The organism is Burkholderia sp. JPY481 (genome assembly GCF_038900515.1).
Lineage (GTDB): Bacteria > Pseudomonadota > Gammaproteobacteria > Burkholderiales > Burkholderiaceae > Paraburkholderia > Paraburkholderia youngii.
In genome coordinates this window covers 232,803-246,354 of sequence record NZ_JAYMRT010000009.1, presented here as the reverse complement: position 1 = coordinate 246,354, position 13,552 = coordinate 232,803, and the positions used below count along the sequence as shown (strand labels likewise).

Annotated in this window: 13 protein-coding genes and 1 tRNA gene; 5 read left to right on the top strand and 9 right to left on the bottom strand. The window is 61.9% G+C overall.

What is annotated here, in order from left to right:
- Position 1 precedes the first annotated feature (1 nt).
- Positions 2-1,105 carry a LysR family transcriptional regulator gene (locus VSR82_RS22455; RefSeq protein WP_368587355.1) on the bottom strand — a complete coding sequence of 368 codons (1,104 nt, stop codon included), beginning with the start codon at positions 1,103-1,105 and terminating at the stop codon, positions 2-4.
- Between the two features lie 39 nt (positions 1,106-1,144).
- On the opposite strand from VSR82_RS22455, the gene VSR82_RS22450 reads away from it, so the two are divergent.
- A complete protein-coding gene (locus VSR82_RS22450) occupies positions 1,145-1,429 on the top strand; it encodes a hypothetical protein (RefSeq protein ID WP_429461558.1) in 285 nt (94 codons plus the stop codon).
- Positions 1,430-1,445: 16 nt separating this feature from the next.
- Here the strand turns inward: VSR82_RS22450 and VSR82_RS22445 are convergent, their stop codons facing one another.
- Positions 1,446-3,302: a phosphoenolpyruvate carboxykinase (GTP) gene (locus VSR82_RS22445; RefSeq protein ID WP_429461556.1), complete on the bottom strand. Its 1,857-nt coding sequence runs from the start codon at positions 3,300-3,302 to the stop codon at positions 1,446-1,448.
- Between the two features lie 386 nt (positions 3,303-3,688).
- Here VSR82_RS22445 and VSR82_RS22440 point away from each other — a divergent pair, with 386 nt between their 5' ends.
- Positions 3,689-4,702: a D-2-hydroxyacid dehydrogenase family protein gene (locus VSR82_RS22440; RefSeq protein WP_176109845.1), complete on the top strand. Its 1,014-nt coding sequence runs from the start codon at positions 3,689-3,691 to the stop codon at positions 4,700-4,702.
- 56 nt (positions 4,703-4,758) lie between these two features.
- On the opposite strand, the gene VSR82_RS22435 is transcribed toward VSR82_RS22440, so the two are convergent.
- Positions 4,759-5,637 carry a patatin-like phospholipase family protein gene (locus VSR82_RS22435; RefSeq protein WP_368587352.1) on the bottom strand — a complete coding sequence of 293 codons (879 nt, stop codon included), beginning with the start codon at positions 5,635-5,637 and terminating at the stop codon, positions 4,759-4,761.
- Between the two features lie 75 nt (positions 5,638-5,712).
- Positions 5,713-6,117 carry a PaaI family thioesterase gene (locus VSR82_RS22430; protein WP_429461553.1) on the bottom strand — a complete coding sequence of 135 codons (405 nt, stop codon included), beginning with the start codon at positions 6,115-6,117 and terminating at the stop codon, positions 5,713-5,715.
- 200 nt (positions 6,118-6,317) lie between these two features.
- On the opposite strand from VSR82_RS22430, the gene VSR82_RS22425 reads away from it, so the two are divergent.
- Both VSR82_RS22425 and VSR82_RS22420 read left to right on the top strand, forming a co-directional pair.
- Positions 6,318-6,393: transfer RNA gene (locus VSR82_RS22425), tRNA-Lys, on the top strand.
- A gap of 207 nt (positions 6,394-6,600) precedes the next feature.
- Positions 6,601-7,404 carry a complement resistance protein TraT gene (locus VSR82_RS22420; protein WP_429461551.1) on the top strand — a complete coding sequence of 268 codons (804 nt, stop codon included), beginning with the start codon at positions 6,601-6,603 and terminating at the stop codon, positions 7,402-7,404.
- Between the two features lie 111 nt (positions 7,405-7,515).
- Here VSR82_RS22420 and VSR82_RS22415 read toward each other — a convergent pair whose 3' ends face one another.
- The gene (locus tag VSR82_RS22415; protein ID WP_429461549.1) at positions 7,516-9,033 is read right to left on the bottom strand and encodes a sensor domain-containing diguanylate cyclase; all 1,518 of its coding nucleotides are present in this window, start codon (positions 9,031-9,033) and stop codon (positions 7,516-7,518) included.
- A gap of 26 nt (positions 9,034-9,059) precedes the next feature.
- Complete coding sequence (locus VSR82_RS22410) at positions 9,060-9,341, bottom strand: hypothetical protein (protein ID WP_041734235.1); 282 nt, start codon at positions 9,339-9,341, stop codon at positions 9,060-9,062.
- A gap of 435 nt (positions 9,342-9,776) precedes the next feature.
- Between VSR82_RS22410 and VSR82_RS22405 the strand changes: the two genes are divergently transcribed.
- Positions 9,777-10,364: a LysE family translocator gene (locus tag VSR82_RS22405; protein ID WP_429461545.1), complete on the top strand. Its 588-nt coding sequence runs from the start codon at positions 9,777-9,779 to the stop codon at positions 10,362-10,364.
- 49 nt (positions 10,365-10,413) lie between these two features.
- On the opposite strand, the gene VSR82_RS22400 is transcribed toward VSR82_RS22405, so the two are convergent.
- The 3 genes from VSR82_RS22400 to VSR82_RS22390 all read right to left on the bottom strand — a co-directional run bounded on the left by VSR82_RS22400 (position 10,414) and on the right by VSR82_RS22390 (position 13,435).
- Entirely contained in the window at positions 10,414-11,280 is an 867-nt protein-coding gene (locus VSR82_RS22400) for an AraC family transcriptional regulator (RefSeq protein ID WP_429461543.1), read from the bottom strand.
- A 141-nt stretch (positions 11,281-11,421) separates the two neighbouring features.
- Positions 11,422-12,216 (bottom strand): ABC transporter substrate-binding protein, encoded by a 795-nt coding sequence (locus VSR82_RS22395; protein ID WP_429461541.1) that lies wholly within the window; start codon positions 12,214-12,216, stop codon positions 11,422-11,424.
- 64 nt (positions 12,217-12,280) lie between these two features.
- Positions 12,281-13,435: a pyridoxal phosphate-dependent aminotransferase gene (locus tag VSR82_RS22390; protein ID WP_498858083.1), complete on the bottom strand. Its 1,155-nt coding sequence runs from the start codon at positions 13,433-13,435 to the stop codon at positions 12,281-12,283.
- Between the last annotated feature and the right edge of the window lie 117 nt (positions 13,436-13,552).

The following is a 13,552-nucleotide window of genomic DNA, read 5'->3' as shown; positions in this document are numbered from 1 at the left end:
TTTACAACGGCGACAAGGCCGTCGGGCGGCTGCGGTTAGACGACTTCGTCATCGGCTTCGGCACGGCAGGCGACAGCTCGCTATCGAGCAGCCGCGACAGCGGTTCCGCGCCATCGAACGCTTCCGGGGCGCGGGACTCGGCAGTCTCGAACGCGGCCGACGTCGCCGGGCGCTCCAGACCGTCCTTGATCCACTGTTCGCCGAGCACGCTGTTCGGCGTCTGGCTGAAATGCTCGACCAGATGGTCGATGAACGTGCGCACCTTGGCCGGCAGGTGACGGCGGCTCGGGTATGCAATGTTGATCTCGACTTGCGGCAAACGGTAATCGCCGAGCAAACGCACGAGCCGGCCACGCGTCATGTCGCGACCGATCAGATAGCTCGGCAGAATCGCGATGCCCATGCCCAGCAACGCAAACTGCCGCAGCATTTCAGTGTTGTTCGCGACGATCACGTTCGACGGCCGCACGCGCACCTCGCCTTCCGGCCCCGTGAACACGCGTTCATCGCCCCAGTATTCGGACGGCAGGCTCAGGCACGGGTGTTCGAGCAGATGCTCCGGACGCGTCGGCGTGCCATGCTTTTCCAGATACGCCGGCGTCGCGCAGACGGTCATACAGCCCGTGGTCAAACGCCGCGTGACGATGCTCGCGCTGCGCATTTGCCGCGCGATCACGATGCCGACATCGAAGCCTTCCTCGACGAGATCGACCTGACGATCGACCAGCGTCACGTCGGGAATGACTTTCGGATAGCGCTCCGCGTACGTTTGCAGCACGGGCGCGAGGTTGTGCAGCCCGAACACGACGGGCGCGACGATGCGCAGCGTGCCGACGGGTTCGTGATTGCGAGCGACCACCATCTGTTCGACGTCTTCCAGTTCGTCGAGAATCTGACGGGCGCGCTCGAGATAGACCTGGCCGGATTCGGTCAGCGACAAGCTGCGGGTCGTGCGATTGAGCAGCCGCGTACCAAGACGGCCTTCGAGGTCGGCAACATGACGGGTGGCAACCGCGTTGGAAATATCCATCGCGCTCGCGGCGCGGGCAAAACTGCCGAGATCCGCCACCTTGACGAAAACTCGCATCGACTGCAAATGATCCATAGAGCAACTCCCTGCCTTGTTACTGCTTCCTGACAATTGGTGAAAACCAGTGAAGCGAACTTGGAATTCTCCTACGACTCGCAATATCGTGCAGAAGTTGCCCGCAAAACAGGAAATATTGTCAATTTTGGTACGACTGAGCCGATAAAACCGGGCCGGACCAGCGATTGTTCCCAAACCGAAAACAATCTGCTGCGCTGCAGCTTGCACTGTCTTTTTTGTTCGAACAGATGCAACGGTCGTTCCGGCGTTGCGGAAATCGAAAGGATCGCAATTAGCGTGGCCCAAAAGAAAAAGCCGCCCAAGGGCGGCTTTTCATGCTGAGTGGGCACTCACATAGTCAAGTCGTGAGCTTTTCCTCGAGCGCCCGCTTGGCTTCGCTTAGCGCCGGCGGCAGACCGTGTTGCAGTGTGTCAAACAGCTTCGTGTGCAACACGAGCTCATCGCGCCATGCAGCGGCGTCCACGGAAATCACCTGCTCGAACTGTTCGCGGGTGAAGTTCAGGCCGCTCCAGTCGATGTCCCCATAGTGCGGCGAAATGCCGAACGCATGCTCTTCGCCCTGCGCGGTGCCTTCGATGCGACCGACCATCCAGCTCAGCACGCGCATGTTCTCGCCAAAGCCGGGCCACACGAACTTGCCGTCCGGACCCTTGCGGAACCAGTTGACGCAGAAGATTTTCGGCAGCTTCGCGCTCAGCTGCTGCAGACGCTCGCCGGTCTTCAGCCAATGGCTGAAATAGTCGCTCATGTTGTAGCCGCAGAACGGCAGCATCGCGAACGGATCCCGGCGCACCACGCCCTGCTGGCCAGCGGCCGCGGCGGTGGTTTCGGAGCCCATCGTCGCGGCCATGTAGACGCCCTCGACCCAATTGCGCGCCTCGGTCACGAGCGGCACGGTGGTCGAGCGACGGCCGCCGAAGATGAACGCGTCGATGGCGACGCCGGCCGGGTTTTCCCAGTCCGTATCGATCGACGGGCACTGCGAAGCCGGCGCCGTGAAGCGCGCATTCGGATGCGCCGCCTTGCGGCCGGTTTCCTTTGCGTCGGCCGGCGTCCAGTCCTTACCCTGCCAGTCGATCAGGTGCGCGGGCGGCTCGTCCGTCATGCCTTCCCACCAGACGTCGTCGTCGTCGGTCAGCGCGACGTTCGTGAAGATCACGTTTTCCTTCAACGTGGCGAGCGCGTTGTAGTTGGTCTTTTCGCTCGTGCCCGGCGCAACGCCGAAGTAGCCGGCTTCCGGATTGATCGCGTACAGGCGGCCGTCCTTGCCCGGCTTGATCCACGCGATATCGTCGCCGATCGTCGAGATTTTCCAGCCGTTCAGGCCGGCCGGCGGGATCAGCATCGCAAAGTTGGTCTTGCCGCACGCCGACGGGAACGCCGCCGCCACATGATGCTTGCGCCCTTCGGGCGACGTGACGCCGAGGATCAGCATGTGTTCGGCGAGCCAGCCCTCGTCGCGGCCCATCGTCGATGCGATGCGCAGCGCGAAGCACTTCTTGCCGAGCAACGCGTTGCCGCCATAACCCGAGCCAAAGCTCCAGATCTCGCGCGATTCGGGGAAATGCACGATGTACTTGGTCTTGTTGCAAGGCCAAGACACGTCCTGCTCGCCCGCCGCAAGCGGTGCGCCGACCGAATGTACGCACGGCACGAACTGGCCGTCCTCGCCGAGCACGTCATACACCTTGCGGCCCATGCGCGTCATGATGCGCATGTTGGTCACGACGTACGGGCTGTCGCTCAACTCGACGCCGATGTGCGCGATCGGCGAGCCGAGCGGACCCATCGAAAACGGCACCACGTACATCGTGCGGCCGCGCATCGCGCCGTCGAACAGGCCGTCGAGCGTGGCGCGCATTTCGGCCGGAGCGATCCAGTTGTTGGTGGGGCCGGCGTCCTCGGCGCGCTGCGAGCAGATGAACGTGCGATCTTCGACGCGCGCGACGTCGGACGGATCGGACCAGGCGAGATAGGAATTGGGACGCTTGGCGGGATTGAGTTTCTTCAGGGTTCCGGCTTCAACCATCTGCGCGCACAGGCGGTCATATTCTTCCTGCGAGCCGTCGCACCAGACCACTTGGTCGGGCTTGGTCAGCGCTGCGACGCGCTGGACCCAGTCGATCAGCTTACGGTGTTTGACCCATGTGGGCGCCTCGATAGTGGGGTGCCCTTCGAACGAGGGAAGATTCATCGACTTGTCTCCGTTTGAAGCAAAGAAAAACGGTACAAGCCCTGGGACGCTGCATGCGAGAGGCATTGAATTCATCACGCCGACGTGCCAACTTCCGACTGCCGGCGCATGATTGCGCAGATCGTCCCGGGCCACACAGCTTGCCAGGCGGAGGCCCGCTTTCTACAAGGCTTCTGCAACCTTGTGTAAAGCGGCTTGCCTCAACACGCAACAAACTGCTAAAAACGTTCTCAATTCGCCTTCACGTAGCGTTGCCGTTCTTTTTTAGTGCGGCAACTTCTACGGTAGGGCATCTAGCCATACCAGCGTGTGACCTAAGTCACATGATGGGACAGTCAGCATAACATTCGGTTCGCACCAGCCGGGTGCGCCGCAAATTACATACCATGAAGATTGCCATCCTCGACGATTACCAGGACGCCGTTCGCAAGCTCGACTGCTTTCAATTGCTGGCCGACCAGGAAGTCAAAGTATTCAACAATACCGTGCGCGGTCTCGGACAACTTGCGAGCCGTCTTGCGGAAGTCGACGCCCTCGTCCTGATCCGCGAACGTACGCGCATCACGTCGCAATTGCTCGATAAGCTGCCGCGTTTGCGCATGATCAGTCAGACTGGCAAAGTGGCGAGCCACATCGATCTGGCGGCCTGTACCGAGCGCGGCATTGCCGTGCTCGAAGGCACTGGTTCGCCGGTCGCGCCGGCCGAACTGACGTGGGCACTCATAATGGCCGCCCAACGTCGTATTCCGCAATACGTGGCAAACCTTAAGCAGGGCGCCTGGCAGCAGTCGGGGCTGAAGACGTCGGCGCTGCCGCCGAACTTCGGTTTGGGGCAAGTGCTGCGCGGACAGACGCTGGGAATTTGGGGCTACGGCAAGATCGGCCGGCTGCTCGCTGGGTACGGCAAGGCGTTCGGCATGAACGTGCTGATCTGGGGCCGCGAGCATTCGCGCGAAGCCGCTCGCGCCGATGGCTACGGCGTCGCAGCGAGTCGTGAGGAACTGTTCGAGACCAGCGATGTGTTGTCGCTGCATCTGCGTCTGCACGACGACACGCGTGGCATCGTCAAGCAGGACGATCTGATGCGCATGAAGCCGACCGCGCTGCTCGTGAACACGAGCCGCGCCGAGCTGCTCGAAGAGAATGCGCTGGTCAACGCGCTGTCGCACAACCGTCCGGGGATGGTCGCGATCGACGTCTACGAGAGCGAGCCGATCCTGCAGGGCTACAGCCTGCTGCGCATGGAAAACGTGATCTGCACGCCGCACATCGGCTACGTGGAGCGCGAGAGCTACGAGCTGTATTTTTCGGCGGCGTTCAAGAACATCCTCGCGTTCGACGCTGGCGATACCGCCAGTGTCGCGAATCCGGAAGCCCTGCAGGGCGGGCGTCGGCGGTAATTATGGGGTGATGGCCGGCGGGTCAGGTGTGTCCCGCCCCGCCCTGCCGCATTCACTCACCGCGCTTCGTGCGCTCCCGCCTCCATCAATGCAGGGATGCGTTCAAGAAAGACCTCGCCGTCGGCTCGGCCAAGGTTATAGGCGTGCACCATCTGCGATGGACTCGTGTAATCCCAGCTCGAAATCGGCACTTTGCGCGACGGCTGCACATAAAGCCGTTGCTGCACGCCGTGCGGCACGACGAACATCTGCGGCCGCGGATAAAGACGCGTCACCATCACGAGCACGTTGCCGGGGGTGTCGGCATCTAGTGCGCCGACCGGCACGTTATCGACCATGCCGCCGTCCAGCACCGGCCGGCCGTTGCGCCGCAGAACCGGCGTGAACGGCGGTGTACTCGACGATTGCAGGATCAGGTCCGCCAACTCGTCGACGCTCGCGCAATCCTGCGCACGCACGAATTCAGGATGAAAGCCGAGCGTCCGACCGAGCGTCGGATGCAGCGTCTTGCGCAGATATTTTTCGATGTTGTACGCGACCAGTCCCGCCGCGACCGCGCTTCGCGCGCCGAGCCAGCGCGGCAGATGCGACACGCCGATGCGGATCTCCGGCGCCTGTGCGAGCCTGGAAAACTTGTCGCCGTAGATATCGAGCAGCGCCTGCCGGTAGATCCGGTAATGCGGGAACACCGACTCGCCGCGCAACAGGTTGCCCCAGTAGGCGTTGCGCGTGTTGTGGCGCAGCGCGTCCTCGTAATAGCGCATGACCCAGTCGGAATCGCCGCGTGTGTAGATCATGCACGCGGTGGCCGCGCCGGCCGAAATGCCGGTGATCACGCGCGGACGGATGTCGAGCCGCGGCTGCACGACGTCCCAGAAACCCGCCTGCCACCAACAGCGGTTGCCGCCACCGGCGAAAACGACCTGATCGAACATGCTGCTTTTCCTTGCTTTCCTTTGCTCTTGCTACGGGCGGATTGTGTGGCCAGCCGGCTCCGGTCCGGCAGGCGTTCACCCGAGCAGCGCGTAAGTCGTGGTGGCATGAACGGCCATGTTGCCACCTTCGTCGAACAGTTCGACTTCGCCGAACACGAGATTGCGGCCCATGCGCAGCACGCGCGCCTTGATCAGCACATCGCCCTTGCGGACCGCGCGCATGAAGTTGATGTTCAGCGAGACCGTGCTCATCGGCTTGAAGCCGCCGAGCGCGGCGGTGATGGCGACGACCATCGCCGTATCCGCGGCCGCCATGAACACCTGGCCGCTGATCATGCCGCCCGAGTGACGCCACTCGCCAGAGAACGGCAGACGCAGCGTGGCGCTCTCCTCGTCGACCTTGATCGGCGTCAGCGTGAGCGCCCGGACCCATGGCGCGAGAACTCGGTCGAGCAATTGGGTAATCTCTTTGTCGTCCATGGGAATCCCGGTCGAAAGCCTCAATGCTGCATGCGGCGTAGTGTCCGCGACATGATACCGGCCGCGTTGGACGCGACGATGTTTTCTGGACTGCGGCTTTGTCGAGGGAACGCTCAAGTTGGGGCGATACGATTTTTTTAATAAAACTGCGAATAGGGCTTGGCAATCTCAAAAAGATCCTGCATAATTTCGCTTCTGTTGGGGCGTTAGCTCAGTTGGTAGAGCAGCGGACTCTTAATCCGTAGGTCGAGTGTTCGAGTCACTCACGCCCCACCACCAGATTCAAGCAAAAAGCCCGGTCACCGACCGGGCTTTTTGCGTTCTAGGCGCGGTTATATCGACGATGCCCCCATTCAATCAGCATAATTTCTCGACTTACCCTCAAGTTTCTCAAACAGCAGCCGACATTCACATGCCCTTCCTTTCCTCACATGAATGGAGAGGCGGGCATCTACAAGAAATAAATTCCAATGATTGGCCAGCGTGCAGCAGAGGACCGTAGTGATCTGCTGCAGAAACACAGGGGAAGTTATGAAGTTGAACAAACTTGCACTTACGGCAGTTCTTCTGGCTTCGGTCGGCACAAGCAGCTTGCTGACGGGCTGTGCGGCGACCCAGGTTGCGATCAGCAAGCGCGACCTCGATGTCCAGACCAAGATGTCGGACACGATCTTCCTGGACCCGGTCGCCGATTCGAAGAAGACGGTATTCGTGCAAATCCGCAATACCTCCGACAAGCCTGACTTCGACATCGCGGCCGAAGTGAAAGCGGCCGTCTCGGACAAGGGATACCGCATCGTCGGGGACCCCGAACACGCGCAGTACATTCTTCAGGCGAACATCCTGCAGGTCGGCAAGGTGGCTCCGTCCGCAGCCCAGCAAGCATTTGGCGGATATGGCGCCCCTCTTGGCGGTGCCTTTCTTGGCGCAGCCACTGCGGCATCGCTTGGTAGCACGCGTGCGGCGCCGATCGCTGGCGCGGCCCTCGCTGGCGGTTTGATCGAACTGGTCGCCAACGCGGCGGTTAAAGACGTGTACTACACCGCCATTACGGACGTGCAAATCAAGGAGCGCCAGCGCAATGGTGTAGCGAGCCGCGAAGACTCCACACACAATCTGCGCCAAGGCAGCAGTGGCGGCACGACCGTAACGTACAGCGAAGATACGAACTATCGTACGTATCAGACTCGTATCCTGAGCGTCGCCAACAAGGTGAATCTCGAGTTCGCTGAAGCCGCGCCGCCGCTGCGTAGTGGGCTGGTGCGCGTGATTGCTGGTCCGTTCTAAGTCGTCGACCGTTAGCGTCAGTTAGCACGACGCGGAAATTTAAAAAGGGTTGCACGCGAAGGCGTCGCAACCCTTTTTCATTTCCGGCGCACAACCATCACGAGCGACCGGTCACCCAACTCCCATCTGCGCGACCATGTTCCGGCCACCGGCCTTGGCCGTATACAACGCCTCATCGGCCGCCCGAACGACGGCGCCCACATCCGTCACCCGATCCGGACGAGACGTGGTCGCGCCGATGCTGACCGTCACCCGACCGAATTCGCAGCCCACGTGCGCGATGCCCAGCTCGCCGATCGCAGCGCGGATTTTCTCGCCGACCACCCCGGCGCCGGTCACGTCGGTATCCGGCAGCACCACGACGAACTCCTCGCCGCCGTATCGGCCGACGCAATCGCCCGGCCGCTGGATCACCCCGCGGATGCAGCGCGCGACCGCGGTCAGCGCGACGTCGCCGGCCTGGTGACCATACGTATCGTTGTAGGCTTTGAAGTGATCGATATCGACGAATAGCAGCGACAACACGCTGCCGGTGCGGCGCGCGCGCAGCCATTCGCGGTCGAGCGTTTCGCACAGTGCGCGGCGATTAGGCAAGCCGGTGAGGCCATCCGTGCCGGCAAGTCGTTCGAGCTCGTGCTCCACCCGCTGTCGTCGCCGCAACTCTGCGCCGAGCCACGCCGCCAACACGATCACGCCGATCCCCAGAATCAGCATCAGCGAACCGATCGTCAGCGCGCGCTTCCACCATCCCGCGTAGATATCGGCAGTCGAATCGGCGACCAGCACGATCAGCGGCAATTGCGGAATCCGTCTGAACGAGTAGAGGCGCTCGACGCCATCGAGCGGCGAAGGCGCGATAAAGCTGCGCTCGTCTTTCGCGAGCAGCCGCTGGAAGAACTCCGTCTTGCTGATATCGGTGCCAGTTACGTCTCGATCGTCGGGCCGTCGCACGATGATCTTGCCGTCCGTTCTGACGATCGATACCGAGCCGTGCTGCCCTATCCGCAAGTCAGCGAACAGGCTCGCGAAATACTCCTGATCGATACCGAGCGCGACGATTCCCGCAAACGATCCATCCGGCCGCGACAGTCGCCGGCTCAGCGCGATGCTGCGCGAACCGGGTCTGAGTCTCGAGTTATACGGCGCGCTGACATAGAGCCCGAAGTTCGGATCTTCGCGATGAATCGTGAAGTACTGGCGGTCAGAGAGATTTCCCCTGCGCGGCACGTCGTTTTCCGAATCGATCACGACGTTGCCCGCTGCGTCGAGCACTACCATCGCGCCGACGTATTGCCCGGTCGCCGCGCGATCGAACAGGATCTCGCGCCACAACCGCGGCGAATCGAGCACGCCCGGACGGCCGAGGCCATCGGCGACGGCCTGCAGCGACAGCGAATACAACTCGAAATTGCGCGCGATGTCGCGCTGGGTGATCGTCGCGACATCGCGCGTCGAATCCAGTGCACGCGCGATCGCATCCTCGCGGCTCTGATACAGCGTATAGCCGCACAACGAGAGCATTGCCAGCACCACGCCGCATCCGGCATAGATGACGCCATCGCGCGGCACCCGCCATCGGCGCGCCCGTGCGATCAGCACGCGAAACCGGTCCTTTCTTCTGTGGATCATGTGCTCTGCGTTCCCAACGGCGGGAGTCAGTTTGTCGAAGTGCTCACTACGCTTCCGGTTTGTTGGGACAGAACACCCAGCAGATAGCGAATCCTCCCGCTATCTTCGTCGGACAGGTCGTTCAGGTGCCAGCATTCGAGATCACGCAGGTTGTCGCGCAATCGCTTGAACGAGCGCTGCGTCGCATCGACGATCGGCCAGACGTGCAGCAGATACGCGAGCGGAATCACGCATCTGCGCTCGCACCAGCCGTCGAATAACGCGAGACAAAGCTCGTTCAATTCGTCCGCAATTTTCTGCCTGCTCACATGGGGACCCACATGCACTCCCTTTATCCATTCGACTGGTCGTTTCCAGCAGAAACGGACCAGCCTATTGATACTGATGCAAAGCATTCACCGCGCGCCCGATGCATTTAACTTTTTGCGCGTCAGTCGTTAAGCCCTGTATCGCTGGTTTTTCGAGGTCTCGACCTGTTTATCGGGCCGAATACTTGCACGCTGCATAGGGACATATCATAGCTATCGATCGGTACCATTTGCCTAATAATTCAGAAATTAATTTTGGGGTAACTTTGCGCGTAATTACTTCTAAATTCAAACGCGTGTTCGTTATCCAATCACCGCGTCGTCGGATTATGTTTGGGTTTCGAATGGGGGCAATTTCCTTCAATACATGCCCTTAGCGTCTCGTTACCGTTGAGCGTCGCAATTCTTTCGCACACTCACGTTTCGAGGCATCCAATGACCGCATTACTCTCGATGGCCGCGTTCGCGCTCGCCAGTTCCATTTCTCCCGGCCCGGTCAACGTCGTCGCGCTGAGCGCCGGCGCACAGCACGGGCTCGCCGCGAGTCTGCGGTACGTCACTGGCGCGACGGTCGGCTTCACGTTGCTGCTTCTGTTGATCGGCCTTGGCCTGCACGAATTGCTCGCGCGCTTTCCCAATCTGATCGAGATCGTCAAATGGGCGGGCGTGGGCTTTCTGCTCTATATGGCCTACAAGCTCAGCATCGATAACGGCCAGCTCGGCGCGGACAAGCCGGCGCGCGGGCCGTCGTTCGCGCACGGCGCGGCGATGCAATGGCTCAATCCGAAGGCGTGGCTCGCATCGCTGGCCGGCATGGGCGCATATGCGGCAGGCGGCGACGGCGGGCTCGTCTGGCAATTCGCGGCGCTGTACTTCGTGATCTGCTATCTGTCGATCGCGAGCTGGGCCTATGCCGGCACGTTTTTGCGCAGGCATCTGCGTGAGGCGAAGCGAGTCCGCGTGTTCAATCGCGTGATGGCCGCGCTGCTCGCGCTCAGTGCGATTTATCTGCTCGTGGAGTGACGCGAGTCGCGCCTGCTTGCCGACGCGGCTTCACCACGCCGCGTCACGCCTAGCTGCGATATTGCCCCGGCGTAGCTGCCACCAGCCGCTTGAAGGTTCGCTGCAAATGCGCCTGATCGGCGAAGCCGGCATCGAGCGCGACATCGGCGATCGGCGCGCCGCGCCGCAATTGCGCGCGACTGTACTGGATGCGTCGATTGATCAGATACGCGTGCGGCGTCATGCCGTAGCGCAGTTTGAACGCGCGGATCAGATGCGAAGCGGACAGCCCGGCGGCTGCGCACACGTCGTCGAGTTTCAGCGCGCGCGTGCAGTTTTCGGCGATGTACTCCGCGGCACGCGCGAGCTGGACGCTCGCGGCACGCTCGGGCAAGCTCGCCGGATTGAGCGTTTGCTGCACGTTGGAGAAGAAAGTGATGGCCGCGCTTTCCTTGCGCAGCGTGTCGATGTCGTCGTGGTTGCCGGTGAGAATCGCGCTGAGCCGGTTGAGGCCGTCGAACAGCGCGGCGTCGAGCGTCATGATCTGCGAAAATGCGCGGAACGCATGGTTCTCGTTGAAGCCCAGCTCGTGCTGCAGTTTCGCGAACCACGCAACGTCGACGTGCAGCATCCGATACGACCAGCGCTCGCCGGCGACCGGGTTGCACGCGTGCACATCGTCGGGGTTCATCAGCACGACGGCGCCCGCGCCGATCCATTCTCGCGCGTGGCGATTCAGATACACGCTGCGGCCGCCCGTCACCGCGCCGATCGAAAACGTTTCGTGCGAATGTTTGGCGTAGCAGACCTTGCGGCCATCGTCGATGGAACGCGCTTCGATGAACGGCAGCGCGTCGCTACGCCAGAAACGCGGTGCGTCTGCGCCTTTTGCGCGTGCGGTGTTCGCAGCGCCTGCCGCTTCGATCGTCTCGCTCATGCGCGCTCTCCGGTTGATCCGCCGACTTCGCCGTTGTCTGCGACTTCGCGAAGCCTACGTATCCTAGCCGTCAAACGCACGACCAACAAGCGAGCGCGCGACGCCGCCCGCAAACGGCGCCGCCGGCCGAACGCGACGCGGTTACTTCGCGCTGACGTCGATATTGCCGAGATATTTCGCGGCGAGCGTCTTTACCGTGCCATCGGCTTGCACCTTCGCGATCGCGGCGTTCAACTGATTGCGCAGCGCGGTATCGCCCTTGCGAATGCCGTATGCGATGCCGCTGCCAAGAATCTTGTCGTCACGCACCGGCTGACCGACGAACGCATAGCCTTTGCCCTCGGGCTTCGACAGAAAGCCCGTTTGTCCGGCCGGCGCGAGTACCAGCGTGCCATCGAGACGGCCCGCGGTCAGATCGGTATAGACCTGGTTCTGATCCTGATACGGCAGCACGGTCACGCCGGCCGGTTCCCAATGCACCTTCGCGAAGGTCTCCTGAATCGAGCCTTGCAGCACGCCGATGCGCTTGCCCTTCAGCGACTCAGGCGTCGGCTGCAGACCGCTGTCGCTGCGTGCGATCAGCTGCGACGGCACGCGATAGACGACGGTCGTGAAATCGATCGCCTGGCGGCGCTGTTCGGTCGCGTTCATCGCCGAATTGATCGCGTCGAACTTGCGACCCTGCAGCGCCGGAATCAGGCCGTCGAACGAGGTTTCGACCCACTTGCACGTCATATGCGCGGCCGCGCAGACCGCGTTGCCCACGTCGATATCGAGCCCTTGCAGTTCGCCGTTCGGCCCTTTCGATTCGAACGGCGGGTACTGCGCTTCGAGGCCGAAACGCAGCGTCGCGGTATCGGCGGCGCTGGCGGCCGACCACGTTGCGAGCGACGCGCCGGCACAGGCCAGCGCCAACAAGCACTTGAGAATTTTCATAACGCCTCCCTTCTTTCTCCGAATACCTTGATCACTTCGATACCTGAAGTGTGCTCTCGCGCACTCAGATTTCACACAGGCGCCGCGCGCCTTCGAGCAGCGTCGCGTCGTCCTTCGAGAAACTCAGGCGAATCAGCCCCGAATCCGTGCCGTCGGTGTAGAACGCAGACAACGGAATCGTCGCGACGCGCGCATCGCGGATCAGGCGCAGCACGAAATCGCTGTCGCTCTCATCGGAGAAGCCGCGGAACCGGGCGAGCATAAAGAAACTGCCTTCGCTCGGCAACAGTTCGAAGCGCGATTCGCGCAGTGCATGCGCGAGCAGATCGCGCTTCTTCTGATAGAAGTCGGACAGGCCGAGGTAGCTGTCGCGATTGGCGAGCGCGTCGACGAACGCGTATTGCATCGGCGTATCGGCGGAGAACACCATGAACTGATGGACCTTGCGGATTTCGTCCATCAGCGCGGCGGGCGCGAGGCAATAGCCGACCCGCCAGCCGGTCACGTGATACGACTTGCCGAACGACGACACGATCACGCTGCGCTCCGCGAGTTCGCGATGGCGCGCCATGCTCTGATGCTTCGCGCCGTCGAACACCACGTGCTCGTAGACCTCGTCGGACAGAATCACGATGTCGGTGTTGCGCGTGAGCGCCTTCAGCCGCTCGATATCGGCGTCGCTGAAAATCGTCGCGGTCGGATTGTGCGGCGTGTTGACGATGATCATGCGCGTCTTCGGCGTGATCGCCGCGGCGACTTCGTCCCAGTTCACGCGGAAGCGATCGAGCGACAGCTTGATCGCGACCGGCTTCGCGCCCTGCAGGCGCACGATCGGGCCGTAGCTGTCGAACGACGGCTCGAAGTAGATCACTTCGTCGCCCGGATGCACGAGCGCGCTGATCGTCGAGTAGAGCCCTTCGCTCGCGCTCGCGAGCACCGTCACTTCGCTGGCGGGGTCGTAGCGCACGCCGTACAGCGTTTCGACCTTGTCGGCGAGCGTTTCACGCAGCGCGACGATGCCGGCCATCGGCGCGTACTGGTTGTGACCGGCGCGCATCGCCTGCGCGACGCCGTCCACGAGCTTCGGGTCCGGCGCAAAATTCGGCGCGCCCTGCGACAGGTTCAATGCATCGTGCTGCGCGGCCAGCTGGCCGATCACGGTAAAAATGGTGGTGCCGACGTCCGGCAGTTTCGAGCGGGCTTGCATGGCGCTCTGCATAAGACTTTCTCCCTTTCTTCAGCCGCTGGCGGCCGCGCGAAACGGCGGCGGCGGAGCGTTCCTTCCAGTGCGGTGATTAGGCATCAGCCAAAGAATGGTCACAATCGAAACTTTGTC